This is a genomic window from Blautia sp. HCP28S3_G10, assembly GCF_052065235.1.
GTDB lineage: Bacteria > Bacillota > Clostridia > Lachnospirales > Lachnospiraceae > Blautia_A.
The window spans coordinates 19,013-41,861 of sequence record NZ_JBQHUL010000034.1; the positions used below are offsets into that span (position 1 = coordinate 19,013).

Annotated in this window: 21 protein-coding genes; 3 read left to right on the plus strand and 18 right to left on the minus strand. The window is 41.6% G+C overall.

Annotated features, from left to right (window positions below):
• Window positions 1-1,084: 1,084 nt before the first annotated feature.
• Entirely contained in the window at window positions 1,085-3,343 is a 2,259-nt protein-coding gene (locus ACTNB8_RS12800) for a hydratase (protein WP_441055289.1), read from the minus strand.
• Window positions 3,344-4,074: 731 nt separating this feature from the next.
• On the opposite strand from ACTNB8_RS12800, the gene ACTNB8_RS12805 reads away from it, so the two are divergent.
• Entirely contained in the window at window positions 4,075-4,341 is a 267-nt protein-coding gene (locus ACTNB8_RS12805; RefSeq protein WP_441055291.1) for a hypothetical protein, read from the plus strand.
• Window positions 4,342-4,370: 29 nt separating this feature from the next.
• Here ACTNB8_RS12805 and ACTNB8_RS12810 read toward each other — a convergent pair whose 3' ends face one another.
• The 5 genes from ACTNB8_RS12810 to ACTNB8_RS12830 all read right to left on the minus strand — a co-directional run bounded on the left by ACTNB8_RS12810 (window position 4,371) and on the right by ACTNB8_RS12830 (window position 10,426).
• Entirely contained in the window at window positions 4,371-4,991 is a 621-nt protein-coding gene (locus ACTNB8_RS12810) for a hypothetical protein (protein ID WP_441055293.1), read from the minus strand.
• 186 nt (window positions 4,992-5,177) lie between these two features.
• Window positions 5,178-6,548, minus strand: a complete 1,371-nt coding sequence (locus ACTNB8_RS12815; protein WP_441055295.1) for a UDP-N-acetylmuramoyl-tripeptide--D-alanyl-D-alanine ligase — start codon at window positions 6,546-6,548, stop codon at window positions 5,178-5,180.
• 11 nt (window positions 6,549-6,559) lie between these two features.
• On the minus strand, window positions 6,560-7,594 hold the full coding sequence (locus ACTNB8_RS12820) for a D-alanine--D-alanine ligase family protein (protein WP_441055297.1): 1,035 nt from the start codon (window positions 7,592-7,594) through the stop codon (window positions 6,560-6,562).
• Window positions 7,595-7,667: 73 nt separating this feature from the next.
• The gene (locus tag ACTNB8_RS12825) at window positions 7,668-9,089 is read right to left on the minus strand and encodes a peptidoglycan binding domain-containing protein (protein WP_441055299.1); all 1,422 of its coding nucleotides are present in this window, start codon (window positions 9,087-9,089) and stop codon (window positions 7,668-7,670) included.
• A 47-nt stretch (window positions 9,090-9,136) separates the two neighbouring features.
• Window positions 9,137-10,426, minus strand: coding sequence for an aminotransferase (locus tag ACTNB8_RS12830; RefSeq protein ID WP_441055301.1), 1,290 nt, complete (start codon window positions 10,424-10,426; stop codon window positions 9,137-9,139).
• A 213-nt stretch (window positions 10,427-10,639) separates the two neighbouring features.
• On the opposite strand from ACTNB8_RS12830, the gene ACTNB8_RS12835 reads away from it, so the two are divergent.
• Complete coding sequence (locus ACTNB8_RS12835) at window positions 10,640-11,500, plus strand: class I SAM-dependent methyltransferase (protein WP_441055303.1); 861 nt, start codon at window positions 10,640-10,642, stop codon at window positions 11,498-11,500.
• A gap of 115 nt (window positions 11,501-11,615) precedes the next feature.
• A complete protein-coding gene (locus ACTNB8_RS12840) occupies window positions 11,616-11,801 on the plus strand; it encodes a hypothetical protein (RefSeq protein ID WP_441055305.1) in 186 nt (61 codons plus the stop codon).
• 53 nt (window positions 11,802-11,854) lie between these two features.
• Here ACTNB8_RS12840 and ACTNB8_RS12845 read toward each other — a convergent pair whose 3' ends face one another.
• From ACTNB8_RS12845 to ACTNB8_RS12900, 12 genes are all read right to left on the minus strand, one after another.
• Window positions 11,855-13,528 (minus strand): ATP-binding protein, encoded by a 1,674-nt coding sequence (locus ACTNB8_RS12845; protein ID WP_441055307.1) that lies wholly within the window; start codon window positions 13,526-13,528, stop codon window positions 11,855-11,857.
• 1 nt (window position 13,529) lies between these two features.
• Window positions 13,530-14,186 (minus strand): phosphate signaling complex protein PhoU, encoded by a 657-nt coding sequence (phoU, locus tag ACTNB8_RS12850; protein ID WP_441055309.1) that lies wholly within the window; start codon window positions 14,184-14,186, stop codon window positions 13,530-13,532.
• A 2-nt stretch (window positions 14,187-14,188) separates the two neighbouring features.
• Window positions 14,189-14,950, minus strand: coding sequence for a phosphate ABC transporter ATP-binding protein PstB (pstB, locus tag ACTNB8_RS12855; RefSeq protein ID WP_296158258.1), 762 nt, complete (start codon window positions 14,948-14,950; stop codon window positions 14,189-14,191).
• A 5-nt stretch (window positions 14,951-14,955) separates the two neighbouring features.
• Entirely contained in the window at window positions 14,956-15,819 is an 864-nt protein-coding gene (pstA, locus tag ACTNB8_RS12860; protein WP_441055328.1) for a phosphate ABC transporter permease PstA, read from the minus strand.
• Between the two features lie 31 nt (window positions 15,820-15,850).
• On the minus strand, window positions 15,851-16,708 hold the full coding sequence (gene pstC, locus ACTNB8_RS12865) for a phosphate ABC transporter permease subunit PstC (RefSeq protein ID WP_441055312.1): 858 nt from the start codon (window positions 16,706-16,708) through the stop codon (window positions 15,851-15,853).
• Between the two features lie 81 nt (window positions 16,709-16,789).
• Window positions 16,790-17,653 carry a substrate-binding domain-containing protein gene (locus ACTNB8_RS12870; RefSeq protein WP_441055314.1) on the minus strand — a complete coding sequence of 288 codons (864 nt, stop codon included), beginning with the start codon at window positions 17,651-17,653 and terminating at the stop codon, window positions 16,790-16,792.
• Between the two features lie 181 nt (window positions 17,654-17,834).
• A complete protein-coding gene (locus ACTNB8_RS12875; protein WP_441055316.1) occupies window positions 17,835-19,022 on the minus strand; it encodes a M20 family metallopeptidase in 1,188 nt (395 codons plus the stop codon).
• Window positions 19,023-19,128: 106 nt separating this feature from the next.
• Entirely contained in the window at window positions 19,129-19,815 is a 687-nt protein-coding gene (locus ACTNB8_RS12880; protein WP_441055318.1) for a YjjG family noncanonical pyrimidine nucleotidase, read from the minus strand.
• Between the two features lie 28 nt (window positions 19,816-19,843).
• A complete protein-coding gene (locus ACTNB8_RS12885; RefSeq protein WP_441055320.1) occupies window positions 19,844-20,275 on the minus strand; it encodes an SseB family protein in 432 nt (143 codons plus the stop codon).
• Window positions 20,276-20,420: 145 nt separating this feature from the next.
• Window positions 20,421-21,185: a hypothetical protein gene (locus ACTNB8_RS12890; RefSeq protein WP_441055322.1), complete on the minus strand. Its 765-nt coding sequence runs from the start codon at window positions 21,183-21,185 to the stop codon at window positions 20,421-20,423.
• Window positions 21,178-21,795 (minus strand): RNA polymerase sigma factor, encoded by a 618-nt coding sequence (locus tag ACTNB8_RS12895; protein WP_441055324.1) that lies wholly within the window; start codon window positions 21,793-21,795, stop codon window positions 21,178-21,180. The genes ACTNB8_RS12890 and ACTNB8_RS12895 overlap by 8 nt, the downstream gene beginning before the upstream one ends.
• A 173-nt stretch (window positions 21,796-21,968) precedes the next feature.
• Window positions 21,969-22,697, minus strand: a complete 729-nt coding sequence (locus ACTNB8_RS12900) for a helix-turn-helix domain-containing protein (protein ID WP_441055326.1) — start codon at window positions 22,695-22,697, stop codon at window positions 21,969-21,971.
• Window positions 22,698-22,849: the final 152 nt, after the last annotated feature.

Genomic DNA, 22,849 nt, shown 5'->3' on the forward strand with positions numbered 1-22,849 from the left:
TTCAGTTATTTTTTGAGGTACTAATCGAAATTTCTTCAGTTATACATCTTCTTTATGTATAAATTCCGATTCTCTCTATTAAGTTTTAATATCTTTTCAGTTTATATTGTGCTTTTGGAGTTATTATTTATTTCCTGCTCATAATCCTTATGATTTTTATCACTGGATCATTTAGAAAGTTAATAGAATCAAATTATAATTCACGTCTTATAATTTATTTTTAAGAAATATCAGCAAAGCTTTTTATTGGACTTAAACAGCTTCAAACTTAACTTTTTAAATTTCAAACTGTTTTCCTTTAAAATAGAATTCTGTTCATTTCTTATTTAACACTTTTTGTGAGAAAGTGTTCTTCTGATGCAAAGCTTCGATTCATATTTATATGGATCTCAAAGTTTCTTTTTAACTATCATCAATATACTCTGGAACTCTTCTTCCAGACGAACATCTGAGTTAAATTCAAACCTTTCCAGAAATGTTTCTTTACACAATTCTGAAATCATTTGTATCAGGTCTGTGACAGGTATTCAATATGAGAAATCATTTCTATGTACCGGGGATACTTTTGATTTATTTTTTTCTGAAGTTCTGTTCGCCAGAAATGTCTTTGATAAAAGACTTTCTTCTGAAAATAATCAATTTTATAAATTTACGGGCATTTATGTATCCGGTCTTTCTGGCAGGAAATCTGATTTCTGTCACTGCTCATATTGATGAAGTGATTTATGACTGTCCCAATGGTATCACCCTTACCTTTCTTACGATTTCATCCTTTTCATGTAACATTTATATATGCTATGAATTGAATGATTTTCTTTTTTATTTCGCTTTTCTTTTGATGTCATTATAATAGCATTAGTGTTTGTATTTGTCAATACTTTTTTATTTATTTTTGATAATTTTATTTGTATTATTCTTTTCATTTTGTTTAAATCTGCTATTTTGTCATAATTATATATAATATTCAGACATTTCATTAAGGTAAACCTGCCACTGGCAGCTTCTCTTGCATACTATAAAAAACAAAGACAGACTCTCCTTGAATCTGCCTCTGTTTTCCATTGTTCACACAACGGTTGTGATATTATTTTCTGTTATAGTTGATCAGACAGCCTTTAAGAATAATCTCACGCTCATCGTCTGTTAACTCTCCAAGTGTTACCTGGAACTCTTCCAGTCCCTCCGGTTTCACAACATATCCTGTGATACTGTCAGCTTTTTCAGCAACTGCTTTACGTACTTCCGGGAAGAACAGATAATCATCATTCTTAAACGGAAGTTCACCTTCCCTGATAAGAAATGGAAGCATACCCCAGTTGATCAGGTTGGAGCGATATCTCTTGGTTGCATATTCGTTGGCAATATTTGCCCAGCCACCAAGGACTTTCTGACATGATGCAGCCTGTTCACGTGCAGAACCATCACCCGGTTTTACAGCAAAAATCGTACTTCCGATGCCGATATTATCTTTGCATACATTCGGGAACTGTTTCTTCACTACCTCCATTATCGGTTTCAGTTCCGGAACTGCCTCTGCTGCACATTCACCTTTTTCAAGCGCTTTCTGTGCTTTCTGGATTTCTTTCGCACGGCCTACATATGCTGGATCTTTACGTGAAAGAGTAAATTCAGCCAGTCCAAGCGGATTGGAACGATAAGAAGAAGTCTCTCCTGACGGAATCAGTTCATCTGTAGTTGTAACAGGATCATGAATCTCAGATACAACTTTCAGCACAAGATTTTCTGCAAGTTCAGGCATCTCCGGCCAGTCTTTGATATTTGGTCCGAACTGAATCTCAACGCTCGGATCAGCAACACCTTTGCTGTCAAAAATGCGGTTTTCATAGATAGTTTTGTCAAAGAAATATTTCTGATGAGTATAATCACCAGTATATTCTTCGGCTGATGTAAGGAATCCCTTATTAGCTGCTGTTGCCGCAATAGATCTTGCATCCATAAGTGCAACAGAGGAAATCTGACCGTTCTGAATCTTGGAACCTTCACGGTTCGGGAAGTTTCTGGTTGTATGGCGGATACTGAATGCGTTATTTGCCGGTGTATCTCCTGCACCGAAGCATGGTCCGCAGAAAGCAGTCTTGACAACAGCGCCTGTTTCAAGAAGGTCAGCCAGAACTCCATTTCTCGCAAGCTCCATATAAATCGGTGTACTTGCCGGATAAACACTGAGTGTAAATGCATCAGCACCAATACTTGCGCCTTTCAGAATATCCGCTGCTGCACAGATATTTTCAAAGCCACCACCAGCACAGCCGGCAATGATTCCCTGTTCCACATAGAGTTTACCATCAACGACTTTGTCTTTAAGTGTGTATGGAATCTTACCATCAAGGCTTACCTGCGCTTTTTTCTCCACATCATCGAGAATATCATAAAGGTTTGCTTTCAGTTCATCGATTGTATATGTATTACTTGGGTGGAACGGCATTGCGATCATAGGTTTGATCTCGCCCAGATCAATTTCCACACAGCCGTCATAATATGCAACTTTACCAGGTTTCAGTTCTTTATAATCTTCTTTTCTTCCATGGATTTCATAGAATTCTTCAATCTTTTCGTCTGTCTGCCAGATTGAAGAGAGACAGGTTGTTTCCGTAGTCATAACATCCACGCCGATGCGGAAATCTGCGCTTAATCCTGCCACACCAGGTCCTACAAATTCCATAACTTTATTTTTGACATATCCATTTGCGAATACTTTGCCAATGATAGCAAGTGCGACATCCTGCGGTCCTACTCCCGGACGCGGTTCGCCTTTCAGATAAATAGCAACAACGCCTGGCATATTGATATCATACGTCTGAGAAAGAAGCTGTTTTACAAGTTCTCCGCCGCCTTCTCCCATTGCCATGGTACCGAGTGCGCCGTAACGTGTATGACTGTCGGAACCAAGGATCATTTTGCCTCCGCCTGCAAGCATTTCACGTGCATACTGATGAATGACTGCCTGATGAGGAGGTACATATACCCCGCCGTATTTTTTCGCACAGGTGAGGCCAAACATGTGGTCATCTTCATTGATTGTACCGCCTACTGCACAAAGTGAGTTGTGGCAGTTTGTCAGTACATAGGGAACCGGGAATTTCTCGAGTCCTGAAGCACGGGCAGTCTGAATGATACCTACAAATGTAATATCATGAGAAGTAAGTTTATCAAACTTAATCTGAAGTTTCTGCATATTTCCGGAAGTATTGTGGGCTTCCAGAATACCGTATGCCATCGTATTTCTGGCAGCATCTGCTTTAGATACCGGCTCTGTCATCTGAGCTTCTTCTACGATGTCATGGCCATTTACAAGATAAACACCACCGTCATATAATTTCATAAAATAACTCCTCCATTCATATGAATTGTGCAATTTTGTTCTTCGTTTTACGCAAAATTTATCTTCATTATACTTTATCCCGCTAAAATCCGCAATCTATTTTTCGGAATAGAAAAAGTCAAAGAATTGCGAATATGGTATACAAGACGCTTGGTGCATGGTACTGAACAACATGCTTACCGGATAATGCTGGATTCCTGATAAAATTCGGACGCTGATTTGCTGCCATTCGGGAAGAACTCGCACCTTACGGCGCTCAGACATTTCCCTCGGTGGCAGCGCTAGCCCAAATTTCATCGACGGAATCTGCGCAGGCATCCGGATAATCATGTTGTTCGTATCCATTTCCAAGCTGATATACGCAGAATCTCCAGGAAATGGATTTTCGTGAAATTGTTCTCTGATGCTGTCTCCCTGAATAATTTCGTCAAGGTTCCTGATGGACAGGTCTTTGTGTTGATGCAGAAAACGGATTGTCTGAGTCGCGAAGCGACGAGTTTGACGTTTTCTGTATCGTTTTTAACAAAGTTCTGTGCATCCTGGAACCTTAGAAATTATGAACCGGAGACATGTTCGGAGAACATTTCATCGAAAATCAATTACTAATATTGATATTATTATAATTATTCATTATTCATTTTTTACTTCTGCGTATACTCGGAATCCTCTGACTTTACTTTCGACAGTAAATCCGCTATACTGTAAAGCACTTAAACAGGAGGTACATTCTTATGTTTCGTTTATGGGGAAAAATATGGAAAGACAACCATATGTTAAAAGACACTGTCATCTGTGATGACTCAGAAGATACACGTACACACAAAATTTTTCATGCCCTGCAGGAGATCTGCTATGAATTTGACCTGGCGAACCCTATCTGGCTTGACAAAACAATCAATGATTTTAAACGTCATTCCAAAACAAGGTTCTACCAGGACAATTTTGTAGAAACAATAGAATTTGATTATCTCGAAATTCAGGTGATTGAAGAAGACTGACATTATATGTCACAATCTGTTTCGGATAGTCATTCCATAAATTCACGAATGATCTCTCTCATGATTTCTTCCTCTTCGGGGCTGAGCATTTTACTGAAGTGGCTTCCTGTAGCTGCTGTCTGGCGTATGCTGGCAGCAATACGTTCGACCATTTCTTCCTGAAGTACCGGATCTTTTTTCTTCACTTCCGGAGCCGGTTCATACTTCCGGGCAGAAGGAACAGCCTCACGGGGCTTTTTCGCCTGCAGAATATAATCAGCCAGAGAATTCATGATCAGCTCTTCACGATAAGTAAAATCCAGGATCTGCCTCAATACAAGCAGAGCGACCGGGACTGCCGTTCCAACGTAAAGATAGGACAGAGGCAGTCCATTATTTATGGAGGGCTGTGAAGTCATAAACACAGCTGTAATCAGACATGCTGTAGATACCAATGATGGACCCCACACCATAAAATTCATCCTGTTCAGAAGTTTGTCTCGTGTTTTCCAGAGATTCAGCCATTTTTCCTTAAGGCTGTTTACTGCTTTTGTTTTTCGCATAGCTCTTCTGTAGGTTAGATGTACTGCCAGCATCCCCACTGCACCCGCTGCTCCCAACGCAGTCATAAAATACAGCAGGATCCTGAGATCCATGATTTTTTCCAGCATATGTTCCTCCTTACCTTTAAAATGGCAGGCTTTTCCGATACTCTGCCTTCCTGCTGATAAGGTTTATTTTACACCTGTCAATCACCTCTGGAAACAAAAATCGTTCGTCAAATTCTTTCATAAAAACGCAAAAATCCCTCTGCTGCAGGTGTTACCCCCACAACAAAAGGATTTATAAAAACTCTTTTACATTTCTTCCAGCGCTTTTACTACTTCTTCAAATTTCATAAAATGTGATGCCTTTACAAGAACTGTATCACCTTTCTGCACGTATCTGTCAAGATGTGCAAGAAGAGACTCTCTGCTTTTTTCATGATAAACGCAGAACGCCGGATCTGCCTTCTTCGCAGCCTCATACATATGAGTCGAAAGGTCTCCCACACAGACGCAGGCATCAATTCCGCAGGAAACCGCATGTACTCCAACTTCTTCATGGAGTGCAATTTCATTTTCACCAAGCTCACCCATATCTCCCAGAATCGCCACTCTTCTTCCGGCACCATCATGAAGTACATTCAAAGAAGCCTTCATTGACATCGGGTTCGCATTATAACAGTCATCAACAATAAGAAGCTTATCTGTTTCAATCATTTTAAAGCGACCGCTGATAGCTTCAAGGTTTTCGATTCCTGCTTTGATCTGTTCAATGGTAAGTCCATAAATACGTCCCACTGCCGCTGCAGCCAGCGCATTATAAACCATATGTATTCCCGGCATAGGTACAAGGACAGAAAAACTCTGGTCTCCCAGATGAATCCTGCATTCCATACCTTTCAGTCCCCTGCTGACAATTTCATCTGCATAAACATCTCTCTGCTCATTCAGCCCAAAGAAAACCGGCTTAATGCCATTATATCCTTCTACTGTGATCAGTTTATCATCATCGCCATTCAACACAATATGTCCGTCTGGTCTAAGAGTCTGGAAGATTTCTGTTTTGGCCTTCAGAACCCCATCTCTGTCTCCGAGGTTTTCCAGATGGCAGGTTCCGATATTAGTGATCACACAGGTATCCGGTCTGGCAATTTTGGTAAGTCGGGTCATTTCCCCGAAATCACTGATTCCCATTTCCAGAACTGCTATCTCATCTTCGTCTCTCAGGCGGAATACTGTCAGCGGAAGTCCCAGTTCATTATTAAAATTCCCCTGTGTTTTCAGTGTACGATATTTTTCTTTCAGTACAGATGCAATCACTTCTTTTGTACTTGTCTTTCCAACACTTCCGGTAATTCCAACTACCGGGATATTCAGCTGTTTCAGATAAAATTCAGCAATATCCTTCACCGCCTGCAGAGAAGATTTCACCTGAATATATGGATATTCCGCCTCCGGAAGTTCCCTCTCAGAAAGTGTGGACAGTGCTCCCTTTGCCATAACATCCGGAATAAATTTGTGTGCATCTACCCGTTCTCCCACAATAGGGACAAACAGACAGTCTTTTTCAATCTTTCGGCTGTCTGTAGTAATCGCTGTCACTTCCTGATCCAGTGCAGTCTCCGGTCCATGATAAATGCCACTGCAGACTTCTGTAAGGTTTCTTAAAGTCAGGTTTTTCATTTGAATACTCCTTACTGATACTTTTTCATCGACACTCTGATCAGTTCTTCGCAGAGAGTCGGATAATCCATTCCAAGAACTGCTGCTTCCTGAGGAATCAGACTTGTAGGTGTCATTCCCGGCAATGTATTTGCTTCCAGACAGTACAGTTCTTCATCTTCTGTAACTATGAAATCCAATCTTGCATAGCTTTCCATTTCGAGCGCATGATAGCCGGCTACTGCTGCTTCCTGAAGCTTCTTCGTCAGTTCTTCTGAAATCGGTGCCGGGCATGTTTCAACAACTGCTCCCGGTTTGTATTTATTCTCGTAGTCGTAGAATCCTTCTTTTGGTACAATCTGGACTACAGGATATGCCTTTCCATCAACAACAACAACTGTATATTCCACACCTTTTACAAATTCTTCTATAACTACTTCGTTTTCATAACCAAATGCACCGTCAAGAGCTTTTGTGTAGTCTTCCTGATTATCCACAATATAAACGCCGATACTTGAACCTCCGCAGCATGTTTTGACTACAACCGGAAATTCCAGTCCCAGCTCCTGCGGAGTTTCTTTTCTCTCGGATTTTTTCATGGAGGCCCCACCCGGTGTCGGAACGCCATGCATCTGGAACATATCTTTTGTGATACCTTTATCCATTGCCATTGCACTGCTGAGGTATCCTGTTCCTGTGTAAGGAATTCCCATCAGATCAAAAGTCGCCTGCAGTCTTCCGTCTTCTCCATTGGCACCATGCAGTCCCAGGAAAACAAAGTCAGCCTTTTTGCAGAGTTCAATTACATTCGGACCGAAGAAATCTTTGCGGGATTTTTTGAGATTTTCGATGTCTTTATTAAATCCACTCATGTATGCTGCTGCTCTTTCCACATCATATTCCTGCGGGAACGGATCTTCCCAGTTTACTTCTTCAACACCACAGAAAACATCCACAAGAATCGCCTGATGTCCTTTCTGTCTCAGGGCACCGCAGATACCTGTTCCTGATACTATGGAAACTTCTCTCTCTGTGCTGGTTCCACCTGCTAATACAACAATTTTCATATCTCCATCTCCTTAAAAGAAAGTAAAAACTGCTGCAGAAATTCATCTGAAATCCCTGCAGCATCTGCTGAATTTATTTGTAAATTACTATCGCCATATCTTTTTCTGTATTCTGCCAGAGCTGCTGTGCCTGCTCCATTGGAAGTACTACGCAGCCCTGGGTACTGTCACTCCAGTTATCCATAACAGTACTGAAATCTGCTTCTCCTTCACTGCCAAATTCTCCGTCATCAGCATCGACTCCGGCCTGAGACAGGGCATAGTCTCCATATATTCCAAGTTCATCTGTAAAAGGAATCCAGAAATTTACAGCATCTCCAGAACCACCACCTGGAACTGCTGACTCCTTCTTCTCACCTGCAGCATAAACGCCCTCCGGAGTACTGCTGCTGGCTGTAAATCCAGTATCCACAACCGGCTGTCCATCTTTGTAAAAAACAAGCCTTCCGTTTGTAAGATCTATTTCAATATAAGTATATCCAATATCATTGGTGTTTCTACTGGTCGCCTTCTGTGAATATTCAGGCTCCCTTACCTGAGTTTCTCTGTCCATGACAGCCTGATACAGTTCATCTGTTTCTTTTGACTGGTCAATGATCCACCCATAAGTTCCTCCGGGAACAGTTATCTCTCTGTTATCATAAGTAACAAAGGCTCTCTCTGTACCAGGTGTGTCATATTTCTCTGCAAGCTGCTTTACATAATCTGCAACTGCCTGTCTGTCAACTGTCAGGTCGTCATTTTCATCTCTGGTAAGCCATTCCCGTATTACTGATCTGTCCACTGTTTCCTTACGGTCTCCGAAATCATAGGTAATGACTACATCTGTAAGTTCATTCATCTGCTGACAGTCTTTCGTCAGATCTTTGCTGTAAACTGCAGGATCGATATAACATTCGTCCTCTTCGAGATTTACTACTGTTTTCCCTGTTGTAACTGCCTGCGAAATAACCTCTTTCAGCTTCTGCTGATCTACAAGTGTTCCTTCAGTTTCAGGTATAACCTCGAATCCGTCATCATTTTCCTGAATCGCCGCATCAACCGGTTTTTCATTATCCTGAAGACATTTCAGGCTGCTGAACACCTGAGCAAATAAAGTCTGATCAAAAGTTGCAGAGGACGGTACCTCGTATGTTTTGTGCTGGCTGAATGCCAGGAACCATCCGAAACGGTTCTGTTTATGCATGAGATTCTTCACGCTGCCATCAGAACTGTAGGCAAGTTTTATCTCATCTGCTGAAATGCTTTCCTGACCGTTACCCCTTGTCTGGATTGCCAGAACATAAGCTCCTGTCTTTTCTTTCAGAAGTTCTTCTGCCTCCTGCTGAGTCATATAAGAGCAGTTAAATCCATTCACTACAGAGCCCGGAAGGAAATGTTCTGTAAAATAGTATACTCCAAAAAAATAGGAGCCCACAGCAAGAAGAAGCAACACTATAATGAAGCCTGTCAGTATTTTTCTTCCTCTGCTCATTCCTGCATCTTCTTCTGCCATGGTACCTCCTTATTCAAAATTCAAATTCTGTTATTTCAGTATTCAGATCAGTCTGCCAGAAGTTTTTCCACACTGGCAAGTTTGACACATACAACAAATACCTGTGCTGCTTTTTCCAGGTCTTCTGTTGTCGGGAAGGACGGTGCAATACGAATATTGCTGTCTTTCGGGTCCTTTCCATATGGATAGGTTGCTCCTGCACCTGTCATCACTACACCGGCCTCTTTTGCCATTGCAACGATTTTCTTTGCACAGCCTTCCATTGAATCAAAGGAAATGAAATAACCACCCTTTGGTGTTGTCCATTCGCCAATTCCAAGTCCGCCCAGTTCTGCCTCGAGAGTTTTTTCCACCATTTCAAATTTCGGACGAAGGATTGCTGCATGTTTGCTCATATGGGCATGGATTCCATCAAGGTTTTTGAAGAATCTTACATGACGGAGCTGGTTCAGTTTGTCATGTCCGATTGTCTGTACTGTCATATATTTGCGGAAATCATCAAGGTTTGCCTTGGAAGCTGCAACTGCTGCAATACCAGAACCCGGGAAGCTGATCTTGGATGTGGAAGTAAATTTGTATACAATATCCGGATTACCTGCTTTTGCGCATTCTTCAAGGATTTCAAGAAGGAAGTCCTGTTTTTCCGGTTCATCATAAAGATGATGTACACTGTAAGCATTATCCCAGTAAATACGGAAATCCGGAGCTGCCGGTTTCAGTCTTGCAAAACGTTTTACAGTTTCTTCTGAATAAGTATAGCCCTGTGGATTGGAATATTTCGGCACACACCAGATACCTTTGATCGCAGGATCTTCGCTTACCAGTTTCTCTACCATGTCCATATCCGGTCCTTCAGGACTCATCGGAACATTGATCATCTCAATGCCGAAAAATTCTGTTACTTTGAAATGACGATCATAGCCCGGTACAGGACAGAGGAATTTTACCTTGTCCAGTTTACACCACGGAGTATTTCCCATAACACCATGTGTGAAGGAGCGTGCTACTGTGTCAAACATGACATTTAAGCTGGAGTTTCCATAAATGATAATATGCTCAGGATCTACTTCTGAAATCTCTCCAAGAAGACGTTTTGCTTCCGGAATACCGTCGATAACACCATAGTTACGGCAGTCCACGCCAGTCTCACATTTCAGATCTGTATTACTTCCAAGAACATCCATCATATCCATGGAAAGGTCAAGCTGATCTGCTGCCGGTTTACCACGTGACATATCAAGTGCAAGTCCCTGTGCTTTGATGTCTGCATACTGCTGTTCCAGTTCTTTTCTGAGTACAAGAAGCTGGTCTCTGTTCATTTCACTGTACTTCTGCATAATAATCCTCCTCGTGCCGTGTCTGTACCGGCAATGTAAACCACTTTTTTATCTTTTCTATTTTAGTATGCTAAAATCCTGCTTGTCAAGTCCCTGTGACCTTCTGATTATAAAAACCTTGCAGATTTTCTGCTTTTCCCATATACTTGATAGCAGATAATGAGTTACTGTTTACAGTAACGATATAACACCAGAAAAGAAAGGTTAATATATATGTGGATTGCAAATGACTGGAAAGAATATGAAGTAATTGACACTTCCTGCGGTGAGAAGCTGGAACGATGGGGAAAATATATCCTGGTCCGACCTGACCCGCAGGTAATCTGGGATACCCCGAAGGCAAGCCGTGGCTGGCATAATATGAATGCTCATTATCACAGAAGCAAAAAAGGCGGCGGCGAATGGGAGTTTTTTGATCTGCCACAGCAGTGGGACCTCCATTACAAACACCTCACCTTCCATCTGAAACCATTCAGTTTCAAACACACAGGTCTTTTCCCGGAACAGGCCGTAAACTGGGACTGGTTCGGAGATAAAATCCGTAATGCAGGGCGCCCTGTCAAAGTCCTGAACCTTTTTGCCTATACAGGTGGCGCTACTCTTGCCGCTGCTACCGCCGGAGCACATGTAACACATGTAGATGCCTCCAAGGGCATGGTAAACTGGGCAAAAGAAAATGCAGCTGCTTCAGGCCTTCAGGAGGCACCGATCCGCTGGCTGGTGGACGACTGTGTGAAATTCGTAGAGCGTGAAATCCGGCGAGGAAATCATTACGATGCGATCATCATGGATCCGCCTTCCTATGGAAGGGGACCGAAAGGCGAAATCTGGAAAATCGAAGATGCCATTCATCCGCTGATCAAACTCTGCACTCAGATTCTCAGCGATGACCCTCTGTTTTTCCTCGTAAATTCTTATACTACAGGACTGGCACCGGCAGTACTCACCTACATGCTTGCCACTGAGCTTAAGAAATACAACGGTCATGTAGATTCTCAGGAAATAGGACTTCCTGTAACCTCCAGCGGACTTGTCCTTCCATGTGGAGCTTCCGGACGCTGGGAAGCAAAATAGTTATCCAAAGCTAATTCTTCTGAAAATATAAGAATTTTGTTGTTATTTTCTTGAATCTCCTGACATAGAGATATATAATACTGTTATCAAATATTTCAGGAGAGGTGACCATATCATGGAAGCAAGATCAAAAGACAGTCTTCCCTACACCTGTACTCCGGCCTATGACCGCAGCCACTGTGGGAACTGTGTCTGTGCCACCTGTTATCAGCAGGAATTCTGCGATCGATGCAGTTCCTGTCAGGAGCTTTCCCATAAGAAAGAATCCTGTTATCGATATGAAGGTGCCTATTGTTACTGAAAAGAACCCGACATTTACACTGGATTTATTCCTCTATAAATGTCGGGCTCTTTTTATGATTCTCTATTCTTTTCTTTCGGAAATACCATGGTGATTTCTGTTCCTTTTCCCAGTTCACTGATCATATTCAGCGTACCTCCAAGGAAAGTCACTCCATGTTTTACAATAGACAGACCAAGGCCGGTTCCTCCGATTTCCTTTGAATGACTTTTATCCACCCTGTAAAATCTTTCAAAAACTCTGTTACTGTCTTCTCTCGGAATTCCGATTCCGTTGTCTTTTACAGTCAGCTGTACCTTATCTCCTATATCCTGGAAATGAATGCTTACTGTACCGTCCTCTTGATTATATTTGATTCCGTTATCACAGAGATTGTAGATCACTTCTTCAAGAATAGGGCGGACAGTACGAAATACAAGTGGTTTCCCGTCTATGAAGAGATGAACATTTTTCTTCTCAGCAATACCTTTGAGATTATTGCATACATCTTTTACCACGCCGTACAGGTCTACCTGCTCCCATTCATAGGGATTGACCCCTTCGTCCAGCTGGGATACTTTGATCGTATCCTCGACCAGCCGAATCAGCCGCTGTGCTTCTTTGTAAATCCGCCCTGCAAACTTTTTGATATCTTCATCTTTCACAAATCCATCCTGAATGATTTCTGCAAATCCGGCAATAGATGTAAGCGGTGTTTTCAGTTCATGAGACACATTTGCCGAGAATTCCCTGCGCAGATTTTCTCTCTCTATTTTTTCAGTCTCATTTACAAGAAGAAGTACTGCACCAACTACCTTTGTCTCTCTGAAAACAGGATTGGCAATCATCTGTACAAATTCACTGTCCAGCTTCAGAAGTGCACTTCCGTGCTGTCCAGCCAGAGCATGTTCGATCACTTTACGAAAATCTTCATTACGATCCAGAGAATATACACTTTCTCCGGTTTTGGGCTCCTTCATCTGGAACATTTTCCAGACACTGGAATTTCCTGAAAGGATCATCGTATAGGCATCAATTACAAGAAGTCCCTCCTGCATGTTTTCTGTGATGATCGTAAATTCTTCCTGATTCCGTCGTGCATTTTCAAGCTGTGCACTGATCTGACATTTCTGCTTATATATTCTGCTGAGAAGAGGACCAATCTCTTCATATCCATCATTCTGCTCCGGCTGATCCAGATTCAGATCATTGATAGGCTCAACTAACCTTCTGGCGGATTTCGATGAAATTAATCCGGCAAAAATAATCATTATGATCATGATTCCAAGGAATGGCGGAAGAAGCTGAAGAGTCAATGCAAGTATGGAACTCTGTGTACTTGCAACCCGCAGAACAGAATCATCTGATAATCTTAACGCATAATAGACAGTTCTTTCAGATAAGGTATCTGAAATTCTGTCTGAAAATCCGCTTCCACTTTCCTGGGCTTCCTGAAATTCTTCTCTGTTGCTGTGGTTTTCCATCTGTGAAGCATCTGCCTGATTGTCATACAAAACAGTACCATCTTTGTCAATATAGGTAATTCTGGCATCACTGTTCTTTATTTTCTGCAGGTACTCCGTTCCCTGAAATTCGACCCCGTATGCCAGATAAGAGGCTTCTTTCTTCAGTTCCATGTTCATTTCTTTTCCAAAATACTGATACAGAATTGCCATTACAAGGGCAATTCCGCATATCAGTACAGTCGTCGCAACCAGTACAGTTGATTTGAAGATTTTTTTTGTCAAATCACTTGCCTCCCATTTGGTGCTCATTATTTCGGTGTACACCTGTAATCGAGTATTCCACCCATTCTGCAATATTTACAGCATGATCACCGATACGTTCCATGTATTTGGCAGTCATCAGAAGATCAAGGCCTGCTTTTGCGTCAAGATTCTGATACATCATCTGTGCCAGTTCTTCTTTCACCTGATTAAAGGCATCGTCTACCTTATCATCATTATCAATAACCTGACGGCATAATGCAAGGTCTGCTTTTACAAAAGCGTCAATACTTTCACTGACCATTTTTACCGTCATATCCGCCATCTGGCTGATCAGCTTCGGAATTTCTATGTTGTTATCTTCAATAAATTTAGAAAGATCCGCAATATCTGCCGCCTGATCGCCAATCCGTTCCATATCTGAGATCATTTTAAGAGCAGCTGAAATCTGTCTCAGATCTCCGGCAACGGGCTGCTGATGGAGCAGAAGGCGCATACAGAGATTTTCGATTTCTCTTTCTTTTGCATCAATCTCTTTGTCTGTATCAAACACATCACGAATACAGTTCTCGCCCTGGATTGCTCTGGTAGATAGACCGATGACTTTTTCACAGAGACTGCCCATTGTGATCATCTGTACATGAAGTTCTTCAAGCTGCCGCTGAAAACGAGTTGCCATAATCAACCAAACCTCCCTGTAATATAATCTTCTGTTCTTTTGTCTTTCGGCATGGAAAACAGTGTATCTGTATCATTAAATTCAACAACTTCACCAAGAAGGAAAAATGCTGTTTTATCAGAAATACGTGTTGCCTGCTGCATATTGTGAGTAACAATAACGATCGTGTAGTCACCTTTCAGTTCCATGGCCAGTTCCTCGATCTTTGATGTTGAAATCGGATCCAGCGCTGAAGTAGGCTCATCCATCAAAAGTACCTCCGGCTGTACTGCAAGTGCTCTTGCAATACAGAGTCTCTGCTGCTGTCCGCCGGACATTCCAAGTGCACTTTTTTTCAGTCGATCCTTGACTTCGTCCCAGATTGCCGCATCGCGGAGAGATTTTTCTACAATTTCATCCAGTTTCGCTTTGGAATGGATACCATGTGTTCTCGGGCCATAAGCAATATTATCATAAATACTCATTGGAAATGGATTCGGTTTCTGGAAAACCATTCCTACTCTTTTACGAAGCTGGTTTACATCCATATCTCCATAGATATCTTCACCATCAAGTTCGACTTTTCCTGTGATTTTACAGCCTTCTACAAGATCATTCATACGGTTCAGAGATTTCAGCAGTGTGGACTTTCCACAGCCGCTTGGTCCGATAAACGCAGTAATCTCTTTTTCCGGAATGTGCATATTGATATCTTTTAATGCATGAAACGCTCCATAATGAAGGTTCATGTCTTCTATTGAAAGTTTAATATTATTTTCAGTCATGTTTTTTATCCTTTCGCGATACGTTTTGCCACCATACCGGACAAACCGTTAATAAGCAGTACAAATAAAAGAATAACAACTGCTGTTGCAGATGCCTGGTTCATATGAAGTCCTTCACTTGAAAGTACATACATGTGAAGAGCCAGTGTACGTCCGGAACCCATCAGGTTCGGAACCTGGGCTACTGTACCGGAAGTATAAAGAAGGGCTGCTGTCTCACCAATAATACGCCCGATCGCAAGAATGATACCTGCCAGAATGCCGGGAACTGCTGATGGCAGAACAATCGTAAATATAGTACGGAGCTTACCTGCTCCAAGTCCGAAACTTGCTTCTCTGTAAGAATCAGGGACTGCTTTTAATGCCTCTTCTGACGTTCTCATAATCAGAGGAAGAACCATGATGACCAGTGTGCATGCCCCTGCCAGAAGTGAAAGTCCCCAGTGAAGTGCTGTTACGAAAAACAGCATACCAAACAGGCCAAATACAATGGATGGAATACCTGAAAGTGTTTCAGCTGTAATACGGATGACCTGAACCAGTTTGTTTCCTTTTTTTGCATATTCAACAAGATAGATTGCTGCAAAAATACCAATCGGTGCTGCGATTAAAAGAGAAAGTGCTGTCATAATAAAAGTATTGATCAGAGAAGGCATCAGGGAAACATTCTCTGATGTATATTCCAGGCTAAAAAGCTCAGGTGTCAGATATGGTATTCCTTTGACCAGAATATAGGCAACAAGGAATATCAGAACTGCAAAGGTAATCACAGCCGCCCCTATAGTCAGAAGTGCCAGTATTCCGGAACCCGGATGGTTTACATAAGATTTAATGCGGTCTGCTGCTGTTGTTTTATTTCTTTTTTCCATTTTATTCACCGCCGGATCTATTGCCGCTGCATTAGTCTGCATTCTCTGACCTCCTGTTCAGTAAAGAAAGACTCAGGTTAATGATCAGGATAAATACAAAAAGTACCACACCTGTTGCTATCAGTGCTTCTCTGTGAAGTCCTGTTGCGTAACCCATTTCTGTAACGATATTTGCTGTCATAGTACGAAGACCTTTCAGAATACCTGCAGGCATTCTTGCCTGGTTTCCTGCTACCATGATAACTGCCATTGTTTCTCCGATCGCACGGCCGATTCCAAGAACTACTGCTGCAAGAATACCGGATTTTGCTGCCGGAAGCATAACTAAAAATACACTTCTTTCTTTCGTTGCGCCCAGTGCCAGTGATCCTTCATAATAACTTTCAGGAACACTTCGAAGTGCCGATTCTGTAGGCCCTATGATGGTCGGCAGAATCATGATTCCCAGGAGAAGGGAAGCTGCCAGCCAGCTGGTTCCTGTTCCTCCGAATGTATTTCTGATCAGTGGAACCATAAGTACCAGACCAAAGAAGCCATATACGATAGATGGAACACCTGCCATCAGTTCAATTCCGGACTTCAGAGGACGATATATTTTCTGTGGACAGTAACGAGCCATAAACACAGATGTCAGTAATGCAATCGGCACTCCTACCAGAATTGCACCGCCAGTTACATAGATACTGGCAATGATCATTGGAAAAATTCCAAATTTGTCATTAGAAGGTTTCCACACTGTTCCAAGCAGGAATTGAAACGGCCCGATCTTGGCTATCGCCGGAACTCCATTTGCAAACAGAAACAGACAAATCAAAAATACTGCCAGTACTGAAACGCAGGCAGCAACCATAAAAACAATTTTCATGGCCTGTTCTTTAAATCTATTCATACAGAATGCTTCCTCTCTTCTCTCTGAACATACCAGAAGCCCGGTGAACCGGGCCTCTGTTTATTCTCTCTTTAACCCTTATTATTTAGCCAGGTCATCCCAGTCAGTTGTTTCACCTGTGAAGATGGATTTTACCTGGTCGCTGGTCAGTTCATCAACATCGTTATCATTATTTACTACTACTGCAATACCGTCTCTTGCAATTTCTGTTGCTGTAAGATTTTCACTTGTTTCTTCATCTTTCAGTTCACGGGAAGCCATTCCGATATCACAGATGCCTTCTGCTGCGGAAGTAATACCTGTTGTAGAATCACTCTGCTGTACTTCTACAGTGATTTTTCCACCATTTGCTTTTTCGTATGCTTCTTTCAGTTTTTCCATTACAGGTGTTACAGAAGAAGAACCGGCAACTACTACTTTGCCTTCTGCATCGCTCTGCTCATATGCTGCTGCTTTATCATCAACTTTGATGTAACCATTGTCTTCAACGATCTGCTGTCCGTCAGAACTCATGATATAGTTGACAAAATCCTGTGCTGCGTCGCTTACTTTTTCACCTGTTACAATATTGAAAGGACGGGATACTTTGTATGTATCGTTTGCAACGTTTTCTGCTGATGCTTCTGCTCCGTCAATTTTTACAGCTTTTACAGTGTCGTTCAGAGAACCAAGAGAAATGTATCCGATTGCATTCTCATCTCCTGCAACAGTTGTCATCATTACGGAAGTGCTGTTTGTGATACTTGCATCTTCTGTTGTCATATCTACTTTTTCATCGCCCTGTTTTTCTTCAATACCGAACAGTTCAATAAATGCACCTCTTGTTCCTGATCCGTCTTCACGTGAAATAACATCAATTGCTCCTGTTGCTGCGTTTGCTACAGATGCAAAAACTGTGGTTCCGATCATTGCTGCTGTTAAGATTGCTGCGATTTTTTTCTTCATAATTAAATCTCCTCTTTATTTGCTTTATTCAGTTGTTTTCTAATTGACAAGTGCAATTATAAAAATCCAAAGTAAAAAATAAAATCCCGCTGGTGTAAAATCTTTGTAAAAAGAATTTACACTGACGGGATCTGAATATTTCATATTTAATTATTAGAAATTCAAATTATGTCAACCGGTTTCACTTTTTTTCTGACTCCAGAAAGTCATACGCAAACTGTGCGTACATGGCTGCACCACGCTTCAGAACGCTTTCATCAACCGTATAGTGGTCGTTATGATTTCTGGCTGTATAACCCAGTTCTTCATTCCTGCTTCCTACAAATCCGAAAACACCTGGAACCTTTTCCATAAAATAAGCAAAATCTTCACTAACCATAATTTTCTGAAATGGTTTCAGAACTTCTTCTCCATACATCTTAACTGCAGCATTCTGAGCGATCTTCAGGATATCTTCGTGATCATTGATGATCGGACCCGGATAATAATAAAACTTCAGAGTCGCTTTTGCACCCATGGATGCGGCAACATTTTCTGCTACTCTTCTGAGAAGAGGTTCAACCCGTCTGCGCATTTCCGGTGAATGTGTTCTGGTTGTTCCCTCCATCACTACTTTATTCGCGATAATATTGAAATTCTGTCCGCCTTCAATTTTACCAACGGTAACAACCAGCGGATTCAATGGATCATTTGTCCTTGACACTATTGACTGAATTTCCGTGAGGATATAAGCTGCTGTGAGAATTGCATCCACTCCCTGGTGCGGTGAGGATCCGTGTGCGGAAACACCCTCAACTTCTATAGTAAAATTATCACAACTTGCCATTCTCGGGCCGGCTTCAAAATTCATATAAGGTGCATCAATGTCTCCCCAGATATGAGTTCCGTAAACAGCATCTACTCCGTCCAGAAAGCCATGTTTTACATAATATTCAGCGCCATGACAGGATTCTTCTGCCGCCTGAAAAAGAATCTTTACATTCCCTTTCAGCTGATTTTTTTGTTCCATCAGCATCTTTATGCCGCCCAGTAACATTGCAATATGACTGTCATGTCCGCATGCATGCATCACGCCCGGATTCCGGCTGCAAAAATCCAGTCCGGTATGTTCTTCTATTGGGAGTGCATCAATATCTGCTCTCAATGCCACTGTTTTTGTGTCTGGTCCTGCCTGCCCACCTTCGATCATTGCCCAGAGGCCATTAAAATCCGGATAATAATGAGGTGTCAGCCCCATTTCTTCCAGCCGTTTCCCGATTTCTTTCGTAGTATTTACTTCCTTATAGGAAAGTTCCGGATGTTCATGAAAAAATCTTCTCTGCTCTATGATCCACTGTTCATTTTTTTCTGCTGATTCTTTGAAGTTCATATTTATTACCTCTGTGTCTGGTCTTTATCTGTATTAGTATTCTTACGAAAATTTCTTTTGGTGCCTCGATTTCATTTGCTATTGTATGCTCTGTAAGTTCTCCTTTTCAGAGTATTTTACTGATCTGTGAAAGATCAGTAATAATATGATCCGGTTTTATATCGGTATCCGGCTTAAGGCCTGTGCTGTGATGATCAAACCAACAGGTCTGAAGTCCATAAGAAATGCCTCCCGCAATATCTGCTGTCAGGGAATCACCGATCATCATGCACTCCTGCGGCAGAATTCCCGGTAGTTCCCGGAAACAGCCGTCAAAGAATTCTTTCCCTGGCTTATCTGCCCCTATCTTTTCTGATACGAAACAATGTTTGAAAAAATGCAGCATTCCTGCTTTCTGAAGACGGTTGATCTGCTGATCATACGGACCGTTGCTTGCTGCGCAGAGGCAATATTTCGGAGCAAGATATGTAAGGCTTTCTTTTGCTCCGGGCACTGGTATGGCACTGTTATAAAGACAGACTCTGAAATCTTTTTCCATCTGCACTCCATCAGCTTCCAGTCCCAGATGTCCCAGTATAGCCTGCCATCTCACATAATAAAGATCATCTATGGACAATTCTCCCTTTTCAATTCTTCTCCAGATTTTATTATTTTCTTCTGTAAATACCTTAAACATTTCCGGTTTATAGACAAGTCCGACCTTATGAAAACAATCCTTCATACCAGCTGCCGCCCCTGCATCAAAATCCAGGATCGTATTGTCGATATCCATAAATATTACTTTTATATTCATAGTGTAATTCCCTTCTGACCGGAAATACTTATATATTTTTTCCCAGTATGATACTGATCAGCCTTTTGTTCAGCATGATCGTACGGTTCCATGGATTAATGATCACACCCTCGATCTCGTCCACAGTAAGCGCTGATTCAAACAGTTTCTCTATATCTGTAAGGAAAGTGGATTTCACGCTGTCTCCACCTTTCAGTTCTTCTTCAAAACCGGTAAAAGCTGTCCACCACTGCTTACCATCGTCTGTTCTGACTGCCTGCAACTGTATCTGTCCATCACCTTTTGGCGGTTCCACTGCAATAATGAGCTGACCCTTTTCTCTCATTCTGCGGCGTATCACTGTCAGTGTATGTGCAAGCATCTCCTGAGTTGCTTCCTGCTGTAATCCGACGATTGCCTGCTCTATTTTATCGTTTCCCTGTAATCCTTCATCTGTGTGAAGGATTTTGTTGTCTTTCATTCAGATACCTCCATATTCATGAAATACAGAGAACCTGGCAGCTCATTACGGGTGCTTTGGCAACTGGCAGCTTCTCTTGCATACTTTTGTATAAATAATAAATGCCGGGAGCAAAATACCCCCAACATTCATTATAACTGTAAGTCTATTTTTTGTACATCTCAATTTCACTCAGAATATTCTGGAACCCGTCTTTTGAGATTCCTTCTGAGAAATACAAGGAATAGGAATATCCTTCATATGTCCATACAGCCAGATTATATGAAGTGTCATTTCCTTTCAGGCTGACCTGGATATTATTATTTTGCAAAGTAATCGTATTCTGCAAAGAATATTCATTATAATCCCCGGAAGGATCTTCATCACCTGCCTGCATACGATAAGTAGCATACTCACCATTCTCTCCATCGTATTCAATCTCCGCCAGATTTTCCCAATAGGAATAGTAAGCAGTTGAATTTACTTTGAAGGGCAGTGTTTCTTTTTTCAGATCATATATGAAGAATCCCACTTTGTCGGATAATTCTTCTGCTGACGCACATTCAACAATTCCATTTGCCAACATAGTAGTTTCATCTGCTGACTCTGTTTCGGCCGCCCCATCTGACATAACTGTCTCAGCAGAATTCTCTGCCGTAACCGCCCTGTCTGTCTCTGAAATTCCTGCTGTATTATTGTACTCCTGTTTAACAGCCCCATTCTGCAAATGATAAATCACAGGGACAGTGATCACACAGACAAGCACAGCAGCTGCCACTGCCAGATAACGGACAGGTTTCTGCATTCGCAGAATATGGGACTGCGCTGATGATCCTTCAGAACATTCTTTTACAACATTAGACAGGATCCTGTCATGCGCTTCCTCAGACATATAAATTTTTTCCATAATTTCATCATAAGACTTACTCAAAATCATATGCCTCCTTCAGAATTTTTCTCAGCTGTTCCCTTCCCCTTCTCAGGTCGGAGCGTACACTGCTCTCATTTCTGTGCAGAATCTGTGCTATATCGCAGGTCGAATATCCCTCATAATAAAACAGGTGAACAGCCTCCCTGTACTTTATCGGAAGTGTCTTTACTGCCTCCCAGACAAAAAAAAGGTCTTCTCTTTCTTCCTGCGCAAGTGTATCAAGAAGCTCATCTGTTTTCCTGAGTTTTTTATACCGTATTTTATTTTTGCTCAGATTGGAGGCAACCGTCAGAAGCCACGCTTTTTCCTTTGCCATGTCCATATTTTGCGGTGCTTTCTGCCAGTAACAGATCACCGTATCCTGTACGATATCTTCTGCATCTTCCATATTATGCAGATAAGAATAGGCCATCCTCAGGATATCATTTTCATATAGATTCAGAATTCGTACAGCAGTGGCATTGATCTCTTCTGTACGGGATAATGATCCGCTTTCATTTCCGGCTCTGCCTGAAAAACGGCAGATTAAATTTCTGAACAATTCCCGGATTATATAGCCGACTCGTCTTTCTTCATATATACCTCTGTTTAACAGACAACTACTTTCCATAATATCATTCATCTTTCTGTTATCGTGAATCAGTTACTTTATTTTTTTCACCAGACTGGTCATTGCCCATGTTCTGTGATTTTCTTTTCATTATATAAACACCCCAGACTGTAAAAATGTTGCACAAAAGAAAAAAATTTCATGGAAATTTCATCCACAAAAGCTTTTGATTGTTACTGCTCCATATTATCTACCATAAGCATATTCAACTGTTCCCAGCGTTTAAGATCTTTTTTGGTAAAAAGAAGCTGCTGGCGGAATTTCTCTGTCAGTTCCTGTGGCTTCAGTGTGATCAGACATTTGAATGCACAGGGCATCAGGTCTGCGCTTGAAATACCACAGAGAAGTCCCACTGTGAAATCACGCCGCTCCAGTGGATTAAAGATATAGAGAAGATCTTCTTCCAGCGGATTATATTGGTTTACAAAAGAAAAACGAATCAGCATATCGCTGTAGAGTACTTTTCCCGTATAAAAAATCTCACTGCTCCGTCCTGTTGCTGATACAGTACATATGGAAAGTGTTGCTTCATAACAGCCACTGTCCTCCTGTTTATCATAAATATCAATGATACCATCCTTCATTCTCTGGTATCGTCCGTCATAAAAATAGAAATACAGTTTTTTTGCCTGGAAAAAAGGATTCTTATTTGATAATTCCAGTGCGTTTCCAACTAATCTGTCTTCCGGTGCCTGATACGTAGTCAATTGTGCCATTGACACCTGCAGCACCTGACTGATCTCATACAAAGTTTCTATATCAACAGAGATTTCCCCATTTTCATATTTGCAGACTGTAGCCCTGCTTTTGTGGATTGCATCTGCCAGCTGCTGCAAGGTAATTTTTCCGGCTTTTCGGTATTTTCTGATCTGCTGACCTACATGATATGTGAATTCACTCATTTTGTTTCCTCATACTATCCATTATTCATTATATTTTTTATGGTCAATTGGAAAAGTAAATTCCAGTTCCAGTAGGTCTTGACTGGAACTTACCATTGCAAAAACAGTGGTAGAAGTAACTCTTCCAAACCTTTCCCAACCGGTTGAACACC